17 protein-coding genes are annotated in these 18,171 nt (G+C 71.7%); 2 read left to right on the top strand and 15 right to left on the bottom strand.

Going from position 1 to position 18,171, the window contains the following annotated elements:
• Positions 1-717 carry an MBL fold metallo-hydrolase gene (locus CG747_RS15265; protein WP_100602269.1) on the bottom strand — a complete coding sequence of 239 codons (717 nt, stop codon included), beginning with the start codon at positions 715-717 and terminating at the stop codon, positions 1-3.
• A gap of 243 nt (positions 718-960) precedes the next feature.
• On the opposite strand from CG747_RS15265, the gene CG747_RS15260 reads away from it, so the two are divergent.
• The gene (locus tag CG747_RS15260) at positions 961-1,794 is read left to right on the top strand and encodes a peptidylprolyl isomerase (RefSeq protein WP_100602268.1); all 834 of its coding nucleotides are present in this window, start codon (positions 961-963) and stop codon (positions 1,792-1,794) included.
• Between the two features lie 240 nt (positions 1,795-2,034).
• Positions 2,035-3,264 carry a DUF349 domain-containing protein gene (locus CG747_RS15255; RefSeq protein ID WP_100602267.1) on the top strand — a complete coding sequence of 410 codons (1,230 nt, stop codon included), beginning with the start codon at positions 2,035-2,037 and terminating at the stop codon, positions 3,262-3,264.
• Between the two features lie 70 nt (positions 3,265-3,334).
• Here CG747_RS15255 and CG747_RS15250 read toward each other — a convergent pair whose 3' ends face one another.
• From CG747_RS15250 to pdxS, 14 genes are all read right to left on the bottom strand, one after another.
• Positions 3,335-4,477 carry a caspase family protein gene (locus CG747_RS15250; protein WP_100602266.1) on the bottom strand — a complete coding sequence of 381 codons (1,143 nt, stop codon included), beginning with the start codon at positions 4,475-4,477 and terminating at the stop codon, positions 3,335-3,337.
• Complete coding sequence (locus tag CG747_RS15245) at positions 4,461-4,856, bottom strand: hypothetical protein (RefSeq protein ID WP_100602265.1); 396 nt, start codon at positions 4,854-4,856, stop codon at positions 4,461-4,463. The genes CG747_RS15250 and CG747_RS15245 overlap by 17 nt, the downstream gene beginning before the upstream one ends.
• Positions 4,849-6,144 (bottom strand): serine/threonine-protein kinase, encoded by a 1,296-nt coding sequence (locus tag CG747_RS15240; protein ID WP_100602264.1) that lies wholly within the window; start codon positions 6,142-6,144, stop codon positions 4,849-4,851. The genes CG747_RS15245 and CG747_RS15240 overlap by 8 nt, the downstream gene beginning before the upstream one ends.
• Before the next feature lie 54 nt (positions 6,145-6,198).
• Positions 6,199-8,730: a bifunctional (p)ppGpp synthetase/guanosine-3',5'-bis(diphosphate) 3'-pyrophosphohydrolase gene (locus CG747_RS15235; RefSeq protein ID WP_100602263.1), complete on the bottom strand. Its 2,532-nt coding sequence runs from the start codon at positions 8,728-8,730 to the stop codon at positions 6,199-6,201.
• Between the two features lie 182 nt (positions 8,731-8,912).
• A complete protein-coding gene (locus CG747_RS15230; protein WP_100602262.1) occupies positions 8,913-9,461 on the bottom strand; it encodes an adenine phosphoribosyltransferase in 549 nt (182 codons plus the stop codon).
• Positions 9,458-10,591, bottom strand: coding sequence for a protein translocase subunit SecF (gene secF / locus CG747_RS15225; protein ID WP_100602261.1), 1,134 nt, complete (start codon positions 10,589-10,591; stop codon positions 9,458-9,460). The genes CG747_RS15230 and secF overlap by 4 nt, the downstream gene beginning before the upstream one ends.
• A 1-nt stretch (position 10,592) precedes the next feature.
• Positions 10,593-12,335, bottom strand: coding sequence for a protein translocase subunit SecD (secD, locus tag CG747_RS15220; protein WP_100602260.1), 1,743 nt, complete (start codon positions 12,333-12,335; stop codon positions 10,593-10,595).
• A 154-nt stretch (positions 12,336-12,489) separates the two neighbouring features.
• Positions 12,490-13,047: a preprotein translocase subunit YajC gene (gene yajC, locus CG747_RS15215; protein WP_100602259.1), complete on the bottom strand. Its 558-nt coding sequence runs from the start codon at positions 13,045-13,047 to the stop codon at positions 12,490-12,492.
• 161 nt (positions 13,048-13,208) lie between these two features.
• On the bottom strand, positions 13,209-14,297 hold the full coding sequence (gene ruvB, locus CG747_RS15210; RefSeq protein WP_100602258.1) for a Holliday junction branch migration DNA helicase RuvB: 1,089 nt from the start codon (positions 14,295-14,297) through the stop codon (positions 13,209-13,211).
• 79 nt (positions 14,298-14,376) lie between these two features.
• A complete protein-coding gene (ruvA, locus tag CG747_RS15205; protein ID WP_100602257.1) occupies positions 14,377-14,997 on the bottom strand; it encodes a Holliday junction branch migration protein RuvA in 621 nt (206 codons plus the stop codon).
• Positions 14,994-15,545, bottom strand: coding sequence for a crossover junction endodeoxyribonuclease RuvC (gene ruvC / locus CG747_RS15200; protein WP_100602256.1), 552 nt, complete (start codon positions 15,543-15,545; stop codon positions 14,994-14,996). The genes ruvA and ruvC overlap by 4 nt, the downstream gene beginning before the upstream one ends.
• A 134-nt stretch (positions 15,546-15,679) precedes the next feature.
• On the bottom strand, positions 15,680-16,432 hold the full coding sequence (locus CG747_RS15195; protein ID WP_100602255.1) for a YebC/PmpR family DNA-binding transcriptional regulator: 753 nt from the start codon (positions 16,430-16,432) through the stop codon (positions 15,680-15,682).
• Positions 16,433-16,529: 97 nt separating this feature from the next.
• A complete protein-coding gene (gene pdxT / locus CG747_RS15190) occupies positions 16,530-17,141 on the bottom strand; it encodes a pyridoxal 5'-phosphate synthase glutaminase subunit PdxT (RefSeq protein WP_100602254.1) in 612 nt (203 codons plus the stop codon).
• A gap of 14 nt (positions 17,142-17,155) precedes the next feature.
• Positions 17,156-18,067: a pyridoxal 5'-phosphate synthase lyase subunit PdxS gene (pdxS, locus tag CG747_RS15185; RefSeq protein WP_046928996.1), complete on the bottom strand. Its 912-nt coding sequence runs from the start codon at positions 18,065-18,067 to the stop codon at positions 17,156-17,158.
• Positions 18,068-18,171 lie beyond the last annotated feature (104 nt).

The raw sequence follows: 18,171 nt of genomic DNA, 5'->3' as shown, positions 1-18,171 counted from the left end.
TCACATTCCTCGTCGCGGAGCGGCGGTCGGGGTGCCGTCTCCGAGGCCGGCGGCCACCTGCCGGAGGAAGGGGTTGGTGGCGCGCTCGTTGCCGATGGTGGTCTGGGGGCCGTGGCCGGACAGGACGACGGTGGAGTCCTCCAGGGGCAGGCACACGCGTGCCAGCGACCGGAGGATCTCGGCGTGGTCGCCGCCCGGCAGGTCGGTGCGTCCGATGGAGCCGGCGAACAGCAGGTCGCCCGAGAAGAAGACCGGCGGAACGTCGGCCTGCTCGGGCATCCGGAAGGTCACCGACCCCTTGGTATGGCCCGGGGCGTGTGCGACCGAGAACTCCATCCCGGCCAGCTCCAGCGCGCTCCCATCGGCCAGCTCCTTGACGTCGTCCGGCTCACCCACGGTCAGTTCGCCCATGAGCTGCTGCCCGATGGAGCGGCCGAGCGCCTTCTCCGGATCGCTCATCATGAAGCGGTCCTCGGGGTGGATCCAGGCGGGGACGTCGTGCGCACCGCACACCGGGACGACCGACGCGACGTGGTCGATGTGGCCGTGGGTGAGGATCACCGCGACGGGCTTGAGCCGGTGCTTCTTGAGCGTTTCCTCGACGCCCTGGGCGGCCTGGTGGCCCGGGTCGATGATCACGCACTCCTCGCCGGCGGCGGGGGCGACCAAGTAGCAGTTGGTCCCCCAGGCCCCGGCGGGGAACCCGGCAATCAGCACGTTCGTCCTTAAAGATCGGCGGGGGCGGGCCTGCGGGGCCGCGCCCGGAACATCTCGGCAGCTCCAGAGCCTACCGGCGGGACTCCCGGCAGGGCGAACCCGTATACGGTACGGCCACGGCTGGGCCCTGCCGTCCGGCTCCCGTCGTCCGCCCGGAGGACGGGCCGGACGTCGAACGGCAGGCGGGAGTCCGACGGCAGTGCCCATTGGCAGCGATCGACGCTCAGGACAAGGAGACGACCGGTGGTCAGCAAGGACCGGCGGCGGCGCGAGCTCGCCCGGCAGAAGTACGCGCGCCAGCAGGAGCGGCGGGTCGAGACCGTGCGGCGCACCAAGCGCCGCAATGTGATCATCGCGGGTGTCGTGGCCGTCGCGCTGGCCGCCGGTGCCACCGCGTACGCCTCCGTCACGCTGATCGGCGGCGACCGGAAGGCCGGCACGGACGACGCGGCCGCCGCGACCCCGTCCCCGGCCGCCGACCCCTGTGCCCGGCCCGCCAAGGGCACGCCGTCGAAGAAGACCTGGCCCAAGGAGCCGGCGATGACGGTCGACACCTCGGCGTCGTACACCTCCGAGCTGGCCACCACCTGCGGGCGGATCACCTTCACCATGGACGCGGCCAAGGCGCCGCACACCGTCAACTCGTTCGCCTTCCTGGCGGGCCAGGGCTACTTCGACCACAGCCGCTGCCACCGCCTGGTCGACGAGCGGATCCACGTCCTGCAGTGCGGCGACCCGAAGGGCACCGGCGAGGGCACGCCCGGCTACACCATTCCGGACGAGAACCTCAAGGACCCGAGCCTCAAGGGCGACGTCTACCCGGCGGGCACGGTCGCCATGGCCAACCGCTACGACGGCAGCAACCCCAAGACCCGCGACTCCGGCGGCAGTCAGTTCTTCCTCGTCTACCAGGACAGCCAGCTGCCCCCGAACTACACGCCGTTCGGGCGGATCACCGGGGGGATGGACGTCCTGAAGAAGATCGCCGAAGCCGGTTCGCACCCCGATCCGGCGACCGGCAGCACCGCGCCCAACGCCACGGTCGTCATCAACGGGGCGGTGGTCGAGAAGTCCTGATCACAGGCGGCGGGTGTGGGCGGCTTCCGTCGTCCCCGCTGGAATTTCGGTCGTGCTGGATGCGGACAGCCGACCGCCGGTCGCCTAGATTGGCGTTGTGTAGGGTGCCTGCTCCGACGGCCTGCCACCCTCACCGCAATTCAGCCCGTCGGACCGGCCGGGGCGCTGCCCCGCCGGACAGAAACTGTGGACGATGCCGGGGGGCCACAGGCCCGCGCCGGCATCATTGGAGGAGGCGCTGTGAGCAGCGACCCATGGGGCCGCGTCGATGAGACGGGGACCGTGTACGTGCGTACCGCCGACGGCGAGCAGGTCGTCGGATCGTGGCAGGCGGGCACTCCCGAAGAGGCCCTTGCCTACTTCGAGCGCAAGTATGAGGGCCTGGTCGTGGAAATCGACCTCCTGGAGCGGCGGGTCAGGACCACCGACCTCTCGGCGAAGGACGCCCAGATCGCGATCGACCACCTGCGCGTGCAGGTCGACGAGCACCACGCGGTGGGCGATCTGGAGGCACTGAAGAAGCGGCTGGACGCGCTGGTCGGCGTGGTCGAGTCGCGGCGCGAGGAGCGCCGGGCGGCGAAGGCCCGGCAGAGCGACGAGGCCCGGCAGGCCAAGGAGAAGCTGGTCGTCGAGGCCGAGGAGCTGGCCGCCAGCGAGCAGTGGCGGGTGGCGGGCGAGCGGCTGCGGGCGCTGGTCGACACCTGGAAGGGCCTGCCTCGGCTGGACCGCAAGACCGACGACGAGCTGTGGCACCGCTTCTCGCACGCCCGGTCGGCGTTCTCCAAGCGGCGCAAGGCGCACTTCGCCTCGCTGGACGCGCAGCGCGAGGAGGCCCGCAAGGCGAAGGAGAAGCTGGTCTCCGAGGCCGAGGCGCTGTCCGGCTCCACGGACTGGGGGGCCACGGCCGCCCGCTACCGCGAGCTGATGCAGGATTGGAAGGCGGCCGGTCGCGCCCAGCGCGAGCACGAGGACGACCTGTGGAACCGCTTCCGCGGCGCGCAGGACGTCTTCTTCCAGGCCCGCAGCGAGGTCTTCGCGGAGCGCGACGCCGAGCAGCAGGAGAACCTGACCCGCAAGGAGGAGCTGGCCGCCGAGGCGGAGAAGCTGCTCCCGGTCACCGACCTGAAGGCGGCCCGGGCCGCGTTCCGGGCGGTCAACGAGCGGTGGGAGGCCATCGGCCACGTGCCGCGGGACGCCCGCCCCAAGATCGAGGGCCGGATGCACGCCGTCGAGCGGGCCATCCAGGACGCCGAGGAGGCCGAGTGGCGGCGGACCAACCCTGAGGCGCGGGCGCGCGCCGCGGGGCTGACCGGTCAGCTCCAGGACGCCGTCGACAAGCTCCAGAAGCAGATCGACGCGGCCCGGGCGGCCGGCAACACCGCCAAGGCCGACAAGCTCGGCCGGGAGCTGGAGGGCCGCAAGGCGCTGCTGGACCAGGCGCTGAAGGGCCTGGAGGAGTTCGGCGGCTGAGCCGCCGCCGCTCGTCCGTGACGGCCCGCCGGGGATTCCCGGCGGGCCGTTTCGCGCGGTCGGTGGCGCTTCACCGCCGGCTGCGGTGCCCCGTCTCCATCAGGTCCAGTGCGTGCTTGAGCACCTCGCACGCCTGGATGTGGTTGCCGGACTCCTGGAGCAGGTCGGCCAGCCGCCGGCAGACCAGTACGGCCTCCGGGCCGTAGACCTGGCGGGCCTGGTGGAACGCCTGCTCCAGAACCTCTATGGCCTCCTTGATCTGCCCGGTCTCGGCGAGGAGTTCGGAGAGCTCCAGTTGTACGGGCAGCAGGTCGCCCCCGCCGTCCGGGCCGCGCTCCCGCAGGGCGAGCCGGAGCACCGGCAGCGCGTCCCGGCTGTTGCCGGCCGCCCGCAGCATCCGCGCGAGGCCGAGGCCAGACGCCACCATGGCGGCGCGGACCTCGGCGTCGAGCACCGGCCCGGCGGGCGCGCGGCGCTGCGCCAGCGCGCGGTTGCGGGCCAGCGGCAGCCGCCCCACGCCGTTCTCCTGGGCGCGCTGGGGCAGCGGCCGGTTCTTGGCCCCCAGCCGCTCCTCCAGGGCCCGGTAGAGGGTGTCGAGGTCGATCAGCTCGGGGCCGTCGGTGATGCCGTGCCGGAGGATGCCGAGCAGTTCGCCGGTGAAGGCGGTGTGCCGCTCGCCGTCCGGGGCCAGCGCGACCCGGTCCCGTGGGGAGGCGGTCAGCACGTACGCGCCGTCCACCGCGGCCTGGGCGGCCAGGACGTCGTTGCGGCCGGCGAGGGTGCGGACGGCCCGGCCGCTGAAGCAGCAGTCCAGGACGACGACCTTGCGGCGGGCGCGGGCGGCCCGGATGGCGCCGCGCAGGTGCTGGTAGGCGACCGCGGTGTAGCCGACGCCGTCCCGGGAGCCGGTCAGGCCGAGGTAGAGGTCGGCCGACTCGGTGTCGCGCAGGCCGTGGCCCGCGAAGTAGACGACGAGGGTGTCGGTGGCCTCGTCGCCGGCGCGGTGGACGGGATCGAGCATCGCGTCGGCGCTCCCCGGGTCGAGCACCACCTCGCAGTGCGCCTCCGGCAGCCCCCAGACCGTGGCGTCGCCCAGGGTCCCCGCCAGGTCGCGGAGGTTGGTCCCGACGGCCGGGAGCGCGTCGAGGTGGCGGTAGGAGGCGGTGCCGAGCAGCACGGCCCGGGAGGCGGCCGGATCAGGCAGTCCGGTCATCGCCCCCGGGCTCCTGGGCCTCGTCGAGCAGGGCGACGATCCGGCGCACGGTCTCCGGGTCGGCGGCCGCACCGCGCGGGATGTGGACCTCGATCTCCCCGGCGCGCAGGGTGAGTTCGGGGGCGCGGCGGCGCGCGTCGCGCCACTGGAGGACCGACACGGCGAGCGAGCCGCCGGACACGGCGGTGCCGACGGCCAGTTGGAGCAGGTCGAAGCCGATGCCCATCTCGCCGGGCCGGGGCCCGCGGGAGGAGGTGAGGCTGCCGCGCACCTGGCGGTGCAGCTCCTCGTCGTCGTGCAACCAGTGCATCAGGGAGCGGAGTTCCTCCTCCGCGTCGCCGCCCGGCTCCGGTACCGCCCGTACGTCGAGATCAGTCACGATCCCGCCCCCTCCGCTGCTCGGTTGCTGCGTTGACTCGTGAGAAGAGTTCCAGCGCCTCGGCTCCCGCGCCCAGCCGCGCCAGGCACACCGCCTGCCAGTACTGGCTGGTCAAGGTGGTCGGATGATCCGGTCCCAGGGCCGAGGCGCAGACCTGGGCGACCGCGGTGAGCATCCGCACCGCTTCTTGGATGTCGCCGCGCAGGACGAGGTTGACCGCCTCGCGCTGGCGGGACCGGGCGTTGTCCGCCGTCATGCTGCTGAGCAGCAGCTGGCGGGTGCCGTCGCTGAGCGTCAGCGGCCGGTGGACGTCCCGTACGGCCGGCTCCGCCTGGGGGATCGCCGCCCAGTCCAGCAGCTCCGGGGCCGAGGAGTCCTGGGCCGGCGGGCTGTAGACGAACTCCACCGCCTGCTCGCGGGCGCGGTCGGCCACCAGCCGGCGCAACGCGCGCTCGTCGTCCGCGCTCGGCAGCGAGGCCAACAGCGCGTCGACGTCGGTGGTGGACGGCCGGTGGCCCGGTTCCTGCCCGCAGAGCGCGTCCACGAGGTGCGCCAGGGCATGCGGAACACCGCTGCCGATCCGCCCGGCCAGCTTGGGGATGCCCGGCCCGACCGCCCGTTCCACCAGCACGCCGACGTCGACCGGGTCGGTGCCCAGCGGCGGCGTGCCGACGAGCATCAGGTACAGGCAGGCGCCGAGACCGTACATGTCGGCCTCGGGGCCCGGGAGTTCACCGCGGATCAGCTCCGGGGCCATGTACTGCGGGGTGCCGATCAGCACACCGGCCTGGGTGATCGCCGGCTCCTCGACGATCCGGGCGAGCCCGAAGTCCTGGAGCACCACCCGGCCGGCCGCGGTGACCGTGACGTTGGTCGGTTTGACGTCGCGGTGCAGCACGCCGGCGGTGTGGGCGGCGGCCAGCGCCCGGCACATCCCCAGGCCGACCGCCGCCGCCACCGACGGCGGCAGCGGGCCGTGCGCCTCCACCAGCTTCGCGAGGTCCACCCCGTCCAGCAGCTCCATCACGAGGTACGGACGGTCCTCGTGACGGCCGCTGTCGTGGACCTGTACGACGCCCGGGTGGCTGATCCGGGCCAGCGCCTGGGCCTCCCGGCGAAGGCGCGTCAGGGCCAGCGCGGCGGCGTCCCGGCCGCCCGCGCCCCGCAGTTGCTTGACCGCCACCCGACGGTCGAGCTCGGTGTCCACCGCTTCGTGGACGGCCCCCATCCCGCCCCGCCCGATCAGCCGGACGAGGCGGTACCGCCCGCCGAGCACGTCCTCCCCCATCGCCCTCCCCCTCGCCCTCCCCCTCGTCTTCCCGCCGTCCGCCCCGCGCCGCGGTCAGGGCCGTCGTGCCGAGGTCACCCGGTAGACGTCGTAGACCCCCTCCACGCCGCGGACCGCCTTCAGGACGTGCCCCAGGTGCTTGGGGTCGCCCATCTCGAAGGTGAAGCGGGAGGTGGCGACCCGGTCACGGGAGGTCTGCACCGCCGCGGAGAGGATGTTGACGTGCTGGTCGGACAGGACCCTGGTGACGTCCGACAGCAGCCGGGAGCGGTCCAGCGCCTCCACCTGGATGGCGACGAGGAAGACCGACGACTGGGTCGGCGCCCACTCGACCTCCAGGATCCGCTCGGGCTGCCGGGACAGCGAGTCCACGTTCAGGCAGTCGGCGCGGTGCACCGAGACGCCGCTGCCGCGGGTGACGAACCCGATGATGGGGTCGCCCGGCACCGGCGTACAGCAGCGGGCCAGCTTCACCCACACGTCGTCCACGCCCTTGACGACCACGCCCGGGTCCGCGCTGGACCGGCGCTTGGAACGCGGCCGGATCGGCGTCGACTCGGCGATGTCCTCGGTGGCCTCGTCCTGTCCGCCGAGCGCCTGCACCAGCTTCTGGACGACGCCCTGCGCGGCGACGTGGCCCTCGCCGATGGCGGCGTAGAGCGAGGAGATGTCCGGGTAGCGCATCTCGTGCGCGAGGGTCACCAGGGAGTCGCCGGTCAGGATCCGCTGGATCGGCAGGTTCTGCTTGCGCATCGCCCGCGCGATGGCGTCCTTGCCCTGCTCGATGGCCTCGTCGCGGCGCTCCTTGGAGAACCACGCGCGGATCTTGTTGCGGGCCCGCGGGGACTTCACGAAGCTCAGCCAGTCGCGGGACGGGCCCGCGCCGGTCGCCTTGGAGGTGAAGACCTCCACCAGGTCGCCGTTGTCCAGCGTCGATTCGAGCGGCACCAGACGGCCGTTGACCCGCGCCCCTATCGTGCGGTGGCCGACCTCGGTGTGCACCGCGTAGGCGAAGTCGACCGGGGTGGCGCCGGCCGGCAGCGCTATCACGTCGCCCTTGGGCGTGAAGACGAAGACCTCGTTGCGGGAGAGGTCGAAGCGCAGCGACTCCAGGAACTCGCCCGGGTCCTCGGTCTCCTTCTGCCAGTCCAGCAACTGCCGCAGCCAGGCCATGTCGTTGACGGTGTCCTGGCCGACGCCCTTGCCGCTGCTCTTGGGCGCGTCGGTGCGCACCTTGGAGGCGCCGGCGACCGCCTCCTGCTTGTACTTCCAGTGCGCGGCGATGCCGTACTCGGCGCGCCGGTGCATGTCGAAGGTGCGGATCTGGAGTTCGACGGGCTTGCCGCTGGGCCCGATCACCGTCGTGTGCAGCGACTGGTACATGTTGAACTTGGGCATCGCGATGTAGTCCTTGAACCGGCCGGGGACCGGGTTCCACCGCGCGTGGATGGTGCCCAGAGCCGCATAGCAGTCCCGGACCGTGTCGACGAGGACGCGGATGCCCACCAGGTCGTAGATCTCGGCGAAGTCGCGGCCGCGCACGATCATCTTCTGGTAGACGCTGTAGTAGTGCTTCGGCCGGCCGGTGACGGTGGCCTTGATGCGGGCGGCCCGCAGATCGGCCTGGACCTCGTCGGTCACCACCGCCAGGTACTCGTCGCGCTTGGGTGCGCGCTCGGCGACCAGCCGGACGATCTCGTCGTACATCTTGGGGTAGAGGATCGCGAACGCGAGGTCCTCCAGCTCCCACTTGATGGTGTTCATGCCCAGCCGGTGCGCCAGCGGGGCATAGATCTCCAGCGTCTCGCGGGCCTTCTTCTCCTGCTTCTCCCGCTTGAGGTAGCGCATGGTGCGCATGTTGTGGAGCCGGTCGGCGAGCTTGATGACGAGCACCCGCGGGTCCTTGGCCATCGCCACGACCATCTTGCGGACCGTCTCGGCCTGCGCGGCCTCGCCGAACTTGACCCGGTCCAGCTTGGTGACGCCGTCGACGAGCAGCGCGACCTGGTCGCCGAAGTCCCGGCGCAGGGTGTCGAGCCCGTACTCGGTGTCCTCGACGGTGTCGTGCAGCAGCCCCGCCATCAGCGTCGCCGGGTCCATGCCCAGCTCGGCGAGGATGGTGGTGACCGCGAGCGGGTGGGTGATGTACGGGTCGCCGCTCTTGCGCTTCTGACCGCGGTGCCAACGCTCGGCGACCTGGTAGGCCCGCTCGACCTGGCGCAGCGTGGCGGTCTCGATCTTGGGGTCGTTGCTCCGGACGGCCCGCAGCAACGGCTCCAGCACCGGGTTGTACGGGCTGGAGCGCTGCACACCCAGCCGGGCGAGGCGGGCCCGGACGCGGTTGGGCGAGCCGGAGCGGCCGGCCGACGCGGTCGACAGCGACTTGCCCGGCGGCTGCGACGCGGGGGCCGGGCGGGACCGCCCGGCGGGGGCCTGGGGCGCGGCGGTGCCGTCGGCCGCGTCCTGCCGCTCGGGCTTCGACGCGTCGGGGGAAACCGCGGGCTGCGGCTTCGGCTCGTCCGGGCGCACGGCGGGGGTTCCCGCCGGACGCGGTCCGGGGGAGAGCGGCTGGGCCTCGTCTGGCAAGGGCACTCCTCATGCGGGTACGGACCCCAGGGCCTCGAAGCGGCCGGGGTGCCATGGTATCCAGCCCATGGCCATGGCTGCCGCGCGGCCATGGGTCCGGACATGACACAGCAGCGGGGGCACCCGGAATGTTCCGGATGCCCCCGCTGCGTGGACAGGTGCCGGACGGTGCCGGCGGCGGCTCAGACCGTGATCAGGGCCTCCAGCGGAGCGCCCTTCAGACCCGACTCCAGCCGCTGCCGACCGTCCAGGAAGCCCAGCTCCAGCAGCACCGCCAGGCCCGCCACCTCGGCCCCGGCCCGGCGGATGAGCTGCATCGACGCGTCCGCGGTGCCGCCGGTGGCCAGCACGTCGTCGATCACCAGGACCCGGTCGCCGGGCGTCAGCGCATCGGCGTGGATCTCGATCTCGGCGGTGCCGTACTCCAGCTCGTACGCCTGGCCGAGCGTCGCGCCGGGCAGCTTGCCGGCCTTGCGGACCGGGACGAAGCCGACCCCGGCGGCCACCGCGACCGGCGCGGCGAGGATGAAGCCTCGGGCCTCCAGGCCCACCACCTTGTCCACCCGGTAGCGGTCGCACAGGTCGACGAAGGCGCCGGTCAGCGCGCGGAACGCGGCCGGATCGGCGAGCAGCGGGGTGATGTCCTTGAACACCACGCCCGGCTGCGGGTAGTCCGCCACGTCCGAGATCCGGCTGAGGAGCAGCTCGCGCAGCTCGGCGGGGGCGCTCATCGACGCCTCCCCGAGGGGCCGCCGCGGCCGCGGTTGCGGGACGAGGCCGACTGGGAGCGCGGGCCGACGACCGCGGCGCCCTCGGCGCCCTCGGCGTCGCTCTCGGCATCGTCGTCCGGTCCGCCGTCGGTCCCCTCCTGGCGGGCCGCCTCCTTGGCGGCGGCCGAGGCGCGCTTGGCGGCGACCCGCTGGGCCAGCGCCTTCATCTGCGGCTCGCTGTTCTTCAGGTCGGCGACCAGCGGCGTCGCGATGAAGATCGACGAGTAGGCACCGGCGGCCAGACCCACGAACAGGGCCAGCGAGATGTCGTTCAGCATGCCCGCGCCCAGCACACCGCCGCCGACGAACAGCAGGCCGGCGACCGGGAGGAGGGCCACGACGGTGGTGTTGATCGACCGCACCAGGGTTCCGTTGATGCTGCGGTTGGCGATCTCGCTGTAGGTGAAGCGGCTCTGCTTGGTGATGTCCTTGGAGGCTTCCTTCAGGCTGTCGAAGACGACGACCGTGTCGTACAGCGAGTAACCGAGGATCGTCAGCAGACCGATGACCGTGCCCGGGGTGACCTCGAAGCCGACCAGGGCGTAGACGCCCACCGTGATCGTCAGGTCGTGGATCAGGGCGACCAGCGCGGCGACCGCCATCCGCAACTCGAAGGCGACGGCGAGGTAGAGCACCACCAGGACCATGAAGATCCCCAGGCCCAGCCACGCCTTGTCGGCGATCTGCTCGCCCCAACTCGGGCCGACCAGCTGGGTGTTGACGTCCTTGGCCGGGACCTTGAGGTCCTTGGCGAGCTCCTCCTGGACGGGCAGCGACTGCTTGGTGTCCAGACCGCTGATCTGGATGCGCAGCGCGCCGCCGCCCAACTGCTGCACCGTCGCCTGGTGGCCGGGGGCGGCCGACTCGACGTGGTGCTGGGCCTCCGCGGTGGAGACCGAGGTCTTCGGGGTGGTGAAGACCGCGCCGCCGGAGAACTCGATGCCCATGTGCAGACCGCGCACCGCCAGGCCGACGATGGCCGTGATGGTGATGAGGATCGAGACGCCGTACCAGATCTTCCGCTTGCCGATGAAGTCGTAGCCGACCTCACCGCGGTAGAGCCGGGCGCCGAGGTTGCCGAGCTTGGACATCTCACGCCTCCTTCGTCTGGGTGGGGGCGGTGCGACGACGGCGCAGCGAGGGCTTGGCGCCCAGGCGCTTGGGGTCGAGGCCGGACCAGGAGTGGCCGTCGGAGAAGAACTTCCGCCGGGCCAGCAGCGTCATCAGGGGCTTGGTGAAGAGGAACACCACGACCACGTCGAGGACGGTGGTCAGACCCAGCGTGAACGCGAAGCCCTGCACCTTGCCGACGGTGACGATGAACAGCACCGCGGCGGCCAGGAACGACACGAAGTCGGAGACCAGGATCGTGCGGCGGGCCCGAGGCCAGCCGCGCTCGACGGCCGGACGCAGGCTACGGCCCTCCCGGATCTCGTCCCGGATGCGCTCGAAGTAGACGATGAACGAGTCGGCGGTGATACCGATGGCGACGATGGCACCGCAGACCGCCGGGAGGTTCAGCGCGAACCCGATGGCCGGCCCGAGCAACGTCATGATCGTGTACGTCAGGACCGCCGAGACCCCCAGGCTCGCCAGCGCGACCAGCGCCAGCCCCCGGTAGTAGGCGACCAGGTAGATCACGACCAGCGCGAGGCCGATGGCACCGGCGATCAGACCGGCGTGCAGCTGCTCGCCGCCGAGCGCCGCGGTGACCGTGGTCTCGTCGTCGATCTTGAAGGAGAGCGGCAGGGCGCCGTACGACAGCATGTTGCCGAGGTCCTCGGCGGTCTGCTGGGTGAAGCCGCCGGAGATGGTGGCGTTGCCGCCGTTGAGCCGCTCGCTGACGCGCGGGTCGGAGACCACCGCGCCGTCCAGCACGATCGCGAACTGGTTCTGCGGCTGCGCCTTGGCGGCGAGCGTGCCGGTGACGTCCGCGAACTTCTTGCCGCCGTCGGAGGTGAAGTCCATCTGGACGATCCAGCCCTGGCCCTGCTGGGAGTCGAAGACCGCCTTGGCGTCCTTGACGTCCTGGCCCTCGACACCGACCGGGCCGAGCACGTACTTCTGGGAGCCGTCGTCCTTGCAGGCCACGACCGGGTCGCTGGGCTTGGCACCGGCGGCCTGCTCATTGGCCTGGGCCAGGCTCTGCTTCGTGGAGCAGTCCAGCGCCGCGAACTGCTTCTGCAGGGCCGCCGGGACGTCCGCGCCACCGGGGGCGGGCGGCGTCGGCTGCGCCGAGGGCTTGTCCGACGCGGAGGCCGAGGGCGAGGCGGACGGCTTCTTCAGCGCGTCCGTGACCGCGCGGCCCTGGTGGGACGCGCTGGCGCTCGGCGTCGGCGAGGCGCTCTGCTGGCCCTTGCCGCCGGCCTTCTCGCCGTCCTTACCGCCCTTGGAAGGGCTGGGCGAAGGCTCGGGGGCCTTGGTGCCCGCGGCGGTGGTCAGCACCGGCCGGAACGCGAGCTGGGCGGTGGTGCCGACCTGCTGGCGGGCCTGCTTCGCGTCCGTCCCCTTGGGGATGTTCACGATGATGTGGTCGCGACCCTGCGTCTGGACCTCGGACTCGGTCACACCGAGACCGTTGACCCGCCGCTCCATGATGCCGGCGGCGGTGTTCATGTTGGTCTCGTTGATCGCGTTGGGCTTGCCCGGCTGGTTCTGCGCCGCCAGCGTGAAGCTGGTGCCGCCCGCCAGGTCGATGCCCAGTCGGGGGGTCAGCGTGCCGGAGTAGAACATGCCTCCGATCAGCGCCACCATCGCGATCAGGACCAGGATCAGGGTGCGCCCTGGATGCCCCTGGTTCGCGGGCGCCCTGCGGCCCTTCTTCGGTGCTGCCACCTTGTCGTTTCTCCCTGTCCAACCCCTCGGCCTGGGATGTCTGCCGAGCGGCCACGAAGTGTTGTGGGGACGTGCCCCCGCCGGAGCCTAGACCGTCCGGGAACCGCGGTGCGCCCGATCGGGTACGTGCCGCGGCTCCCCACTACGGAACGGACTACTTCGCGTCGGCGTCGCCGGCCTTGCCGTCCTTGGCGGCGTCGCCCTTGGCGGCCGGCTCGTCGGCCTTGTCAGCCTTGTCGGTCTTGTCAGCCTTGTCGGCCTCGGCGTCCTTGGCCTTGTCGGCCTCGTCGACCGCGGCGTCGTCGCCGGCCTCGGCCTTGCCCAGGTCGATCTTGCCGGCCTTGTCACCCTTTTCGGTGGCCTCGTCGGCACCGGTCAGCGACGAGACGTCGTCCGGAACGACCGGCTTGTCCTCGCCGGTGATCGGGTCGGCACCGTCCAGAATGCGGTTGTACTCCTCATCCGCGAGCACCGCGCCGATGGCGTTCTTGGCGTAGATGGCGTGCACGCCGGGGGCGACCTCGAGGAGGACGGTTTCCTCGTGGATCTCCTTGACGGTGGCGTACATGCCACCGATCGTGCGGACGCCGGTGCCGGGCTGCATCTCGTTGCGCATCTGCTGCGCCGCCTGCTGCTTCTTCTTGGCGGACCGCGTCATCAGGAACATGGCCCCGATGAGGACGATGAAGGGGAGGAGAGTCATGATACTCACGGGACGGAAATCCTTCGCACGACCGCATCTCCGCGGTCTCATATACAGAGGTGGAAATACCGTCCATACGGACGGCATCGGCGGAGTCTAAGCGAGTCCGCACCAGTGGAACAACGCCCAGCATCGCACCGCAGTTCCTGACCGGGCGAGTCTCCGCGCCGTCATGCCTCGAACAGTCCCGCCTGTCCGCTTCCGCCCACTTGCTGCGGCGGTACCAGCCCGAGGTGGGCCCACGCCGCGGGGGTCGCGATTCGGCCACGCGGCGTACGGGCCAGCAGACCCTCGCGCACCAGGAAGGGCTCGGCGACCTCCTCGACCGTCTCCCGCTCCTCCCCCACCGCGACCGCGAGGGTGGACAGTCCCACCGGGCCGCCGCCGAACAGCTTGAGCAGGGCGGTGAGCACCGCGCGGTCGAGCCGGTCCAGCCCGCGGCTGTCGACCTCGTAGACCCCCAGGGCCTGCTCGGCGACCTCGCGGGTGATCACGCCGTCGGCCTTGACCTGGGCGTAGTCGCGGACCCGGCGCAGCAGGCGGTTGGCGATCCGGGGCGTCCCACGGGAGCGGCCGGCGATCTCGGCGGCGCCGTCCGGCTCTATCTCCACATCGAGCAGACCGGCGGAGCGGTGGATGACGCGCTGGAGCTCGACGGGGGCGTAGAACTCCATGTGGCCGGTGAAGCCGAACCGGTCGCGCAGCGGCGGCGGCAGCAGGCCGGCCCGGGTGGTGGCCCCGACCAGCGTGAACGGCGGGAGCTCCAGCGGGATCGCGGTCGCGCCCGGCCCCTTGCCGACGATCACGTCGACCCGGAAGTCCTCCATCGCCATGTAGAGCATCTCCTCGGCGGGCCGGGACATCCGGTGGATCTCGTCGAGGAAGAGGACCTCGCCCTCCTGGAGGGAGGAGAGGATCGCCGCCAGATCGCCGGCGTGCTGGATGGCGGGACCGGAGGTGATCCGGATCGGGGCACCCATCTCGGCCGCGATGATCATGGAGAGGGTGGTCTTGCCCAGCCCGGGCGCGCCGGAGAGCAGGACGTGGTCGGCGGTGGCGCCGCGGGCGCGGGCCGCCTTCAGCACCAGGTCGAGCTGTTCGCGGACCCGCTCCTGGCCGACGAACTCGGCCAGGTCCTTGGGCCGCAGTGCGGCCTCGACGGCGTTCTCCTCGCCGTCGGCGTCGGCCGCCACCAGCCGGTCGGCCGGGCCGTCGGCGGTCTCCTCGGCGGTGGACGGTGCGGTGTCGTCCCAGTTCACTGCGGATTGCCTCGCGGAGTCGGGGCGGCCGGGCCGCCTGCGTGGTCGTACGGTCGGGGGCGCGCGGGCGCGGCGGCGGTCATCGGGCCCGGTTGAGGGTCTGCAGCGCCGCCTTCAGCAGCTGCGGCACCTGCGGCGTACCGCCCGCGGCGGCGGCCGCCTCGGCCTGCGGGGCCACCGCGGCGACCGCCTCGTCGGCCTCCCGGGCGGCGTAGCCCAGGCCGACCAGCGCGGCCTGCAGCTGGTCGCGCCAGCCGGCCGGCGCCGCGGCCCCGGCCACCGGACGGGCGGTGCCGACCGGCGCGCCGAGCCGGTCCTTGAGCTCCAGCAGCAGCTTCTGCGCACCCTTCTTGCCGATGCCGGGCACGGCCGTCAGCGTCTTCTCGTCGCCCGTGGACACCGCGAGCCGCAGGGCGTCCGGGGAGTGCACGGCGAGCATGGCCTGGGCGAGCCGGGGGCCGACGCCGCTGGCGGTCTGCAGCAGCTCGAAGGTCTGCCGTTCGTCGTCGTCGGCGAAGCCGTAGAGGGTGAGCGAGTCCTCCCGGACGACGAGGGAGGTGGCGAGCTTGGCCGGCGTGCCGACCCGCAGCCCGGACAGGGTGTTCGGCGTGCACTGGACGGCCATGCCGATGCCGCCGACCTCGACGACGGCGGCGTCCGGGGCGAGGGCCGCGACCGGGCCGGAGACAAAGGCGATCATCGGGTGCCCTTCAGCGTGCGTACGGGAGCGGAGGCGCGGCGGGCCGCGGCGTGCGCCTGCTGGAGGCGGTTGACCGCGGGGGCGCGCCAGATGTGGCAGATGGCCAGGGCGAGGGCGTCGGCGGCGTCCGCCGGCTTGGGCGGTGCGTCCAGCCGCAGCAGGCGGGTGACCATCGCGCCGACCTGCGCCTTGTCGGCCCGTCCTGAGCCGGTGACCGCGGCCTTGACCTCGCTGGGGGTGTGCAGCGCGACCGGCAGCCCGCGGCGGGCGGCGCACAGCATGGCGACCGCGCTGGCCTGGGCGGTGCCCATGACCGTACGGACGTTGTGCTGGCTGAAGACCCGCTCCACGGCGACGAATTCGGGGCGGTGGGTGTCGAGCCACTCTTCTATGCCGCGCTCGATCAGTACCAGGCGGTGTGCGATGTCCGCGTCCGCCGGGGTCCGGACGACGCCGACGCCGACCATGGTCAGCGGCCGCCCGGCGACCCCGTCCACCACGCCGACCCCGCACCGCGTCAGCCCCGGGTCCACCCCCAGCACCTTCATCGGTCCCCGCCCCTTGCCGTCGTTCGGTCGTCTGTTCCTGTGTTCCTGCAGGTTAGTAGCTGCCACTGACAAACCGACGGGCCGGCGGGGTGTGTCCCCGCCGGCCCGTCGTACGACCGGTAAGTCCGCGACCGTCAGGCGTCGACCTTGGCCATGACGTCGTCGGACACGTCGAAGTTGGCGAAGACGTTCTGCACGTCGTCGCTGTCCTCCAGCGCGTCGATCAGCTTGAAGATCTTGCGCGCGCCCTCTTCCTCCAGCTCGACCTGCATGGTCGGGACGAAGTTGGCCTCGGCCGAGTCGTAGTCGATGCCGGCCTCCTGGAGCGCGGTGCGCACCGCGACCAGGTCGGTGGCCTCGCTGAGCACCTCGAAGGACTCACCGAGGTCGTTGACCTCCTCGGCACCGGCGTCCAGGACCGCGCCGAGCACGTCGTCCTCGCTCAGCTCGCCCTTGGGGACGATCACGACGCCCTTGCGGTTGAAGAGGTACGACACCGAACCGGGGTCGGCCATCGAGCCGCCGTTGCGGGTCATCGCGACCCGGACGTCGGACGCGGCACGGTTGCGGTTGTCGGTGAGGCACTCGATGAGGACCGCGACGCCGTTGGGGCCGTAGCCCTCGTACATGATCGTTTCGTACTCGGCGCCACCGGCTTCGAGGCCGCCACCGCGCTTGATCGCGGAGTCGATGTTCTTGTTCGGAACCGACTGCTTCTTCGCCTTCTGCACGGCGTCGTACAGCGTCGGGTTGCCTTCCAGGTCGACGCCGCCCATGCGCGCCGCGACCTCGACGTTCTTGATCAGCTTCGCGAAGAGCTTGCCGCGCTTGGCATCGATCACGGCCTTCTTGTGCTTCGTCGTAGCCCATTTAGAGTGGCCGGACATCCGCCTGTCTCCTTCGCGTAACCAATTTCAGAAACGATCGCCCCAGATCCTACCGGGAGGGCGGCCGGTGTCCCGAACTCCACCCCTCACGGAGCGCTTACGCACGCTCCCCCTGAGGGGTCACCGCACGCACCATGTCCACGAAGAACCCGTGGATGCGGTGGTCACCGGTCAACTCCGGGTGGAACGACGTGGCGAGCACGTTACCCTGCCGCACTGCCACGGTATGTCCACCGTACGTCGCCAGGACATCGACCGAGGCGCCGATCGACTCGACCCAGGGCGCCCGGATGAAGACGCCCTCCACCGGGCCGCCTTCGATCCCGGTGACCTCGACGGCCGCCTCGAACGACTCGTTCTGCCGCCCGAAGGCGTTACGGCGCACGATCATGTCGATGCCGCCGAGCGTCTCCTGGTCCTCGCGGGCGTCCAGCAGCTTGTCGGCGACCATGATCATGCCGGCGCAGGTGCCGTAGACCGGCCGGCCCGCCCGCACGAACGCGCGCAGCGGCTCCAGCATGCCGAACGAGACCGCCAGCTTGGACATGGTGGTGGACTCGCCGCCGGGTATGACCAGGCCGTCGATCCCGGCGAGCTCCTCGGGACGGCGGACCGGAAGCCCCTGGGCGCCGGCGTCCGCGAGCGCCTTGAGGTGCTCGCGGACGTCGCCCTGGAGCGCCAGCACACCGATGGTGGGAGTGGTGCTCATCAGTTTCTGCGTCCTTACCAGCCGCGGTTGGCGTAGCGCTCGGCCTCGGGGAGGGTGTCGCAGTTGATGCCGACCATGGCCTCGCCCAGGTTGCGGGAGACGTCCGCGATGACCTTCGGGTCGTCGTAGAAGGTGGTGGCCTTCACGATCGCGGCGGCGCGCTTGGCCGGGTCGCCGGACTTGAAGATGCCGGAGCCGACGAAGACGCCCTCGGCGCCGAGCTGGCGCATCAGCGCGGCGTCCGCGGGGGTGGCGACACCACCGGCGGAGAACAGGACGACGGGCAGCTTGCCGAGCTCGGCGACCTCCTTGACCAGCTCGAACGGGGCGCGCAGCTCCTTGGCGGCGGCGTACAGCTCGTTGTTGTCGCAGCCGCGCAGCTTGGCGATCTCGCCCTTGATCTGACGCAGGTGGCGGACCGCCTCGACGACGTTGCCGGTACCGGCCTCACCCTTGGAGCGGATCATGGCCGCGCCCTCGGCGATACGGCGCAGGGCCTCGCCCAGGTTGGTCGCACCGCAGACGAAGGGGGTGGTGAAGGCCCACTTGTCGGAGTGGTTGACCTCGTCGGCCGGGGTGAGGACCTCGGACTCGTCGATGTAGTCGACGCCGAGCGACTGGAGGACCTGGGCCTCGACGAAGTGGCCGATCCGGGACTTGGCCATGACCGGGATGGAGACGGCGTTGATGATGCCGTCGATCATGTCGGGGTCGGACATCCGGGCCACCCCGCCGTCCTTGCGGATGTCGGCCGGGACCCGCTCCAGGGCCATGACGGCGACGGCACCGGCGTCCTCGGCGATCTTCGCCTCTTCCGGCGTGACGACGTCCATGATCACGCCGCCCTTGAGCTGCTCGGCCATACCGCGCTTGACGCGAGCGGTTCCGGTCTCGGGGGTCTGGGGCGTAGTGGGCGTGCTGGACACGTTGACCTCACTCAGTGCGGGTGGTTGCGCTTCGGCGCCTACACAACCGTGGGTCAGTGACCTGGGAAAAGGGCCAATTAGAGGTCAGTGGCTTGCGGCGTCTA

The organism is Streptomyces sp. CB02959, from assembly GCF_002803155.1.
Lineage (GTDB): Bacteria > Actinomycetota > Actinomycetes > Streptomycetales > Streptomycetaceae > Streptomyces.
This window is presented reverse-complemented; position numbering and strand designations above follow the sequence as displayed.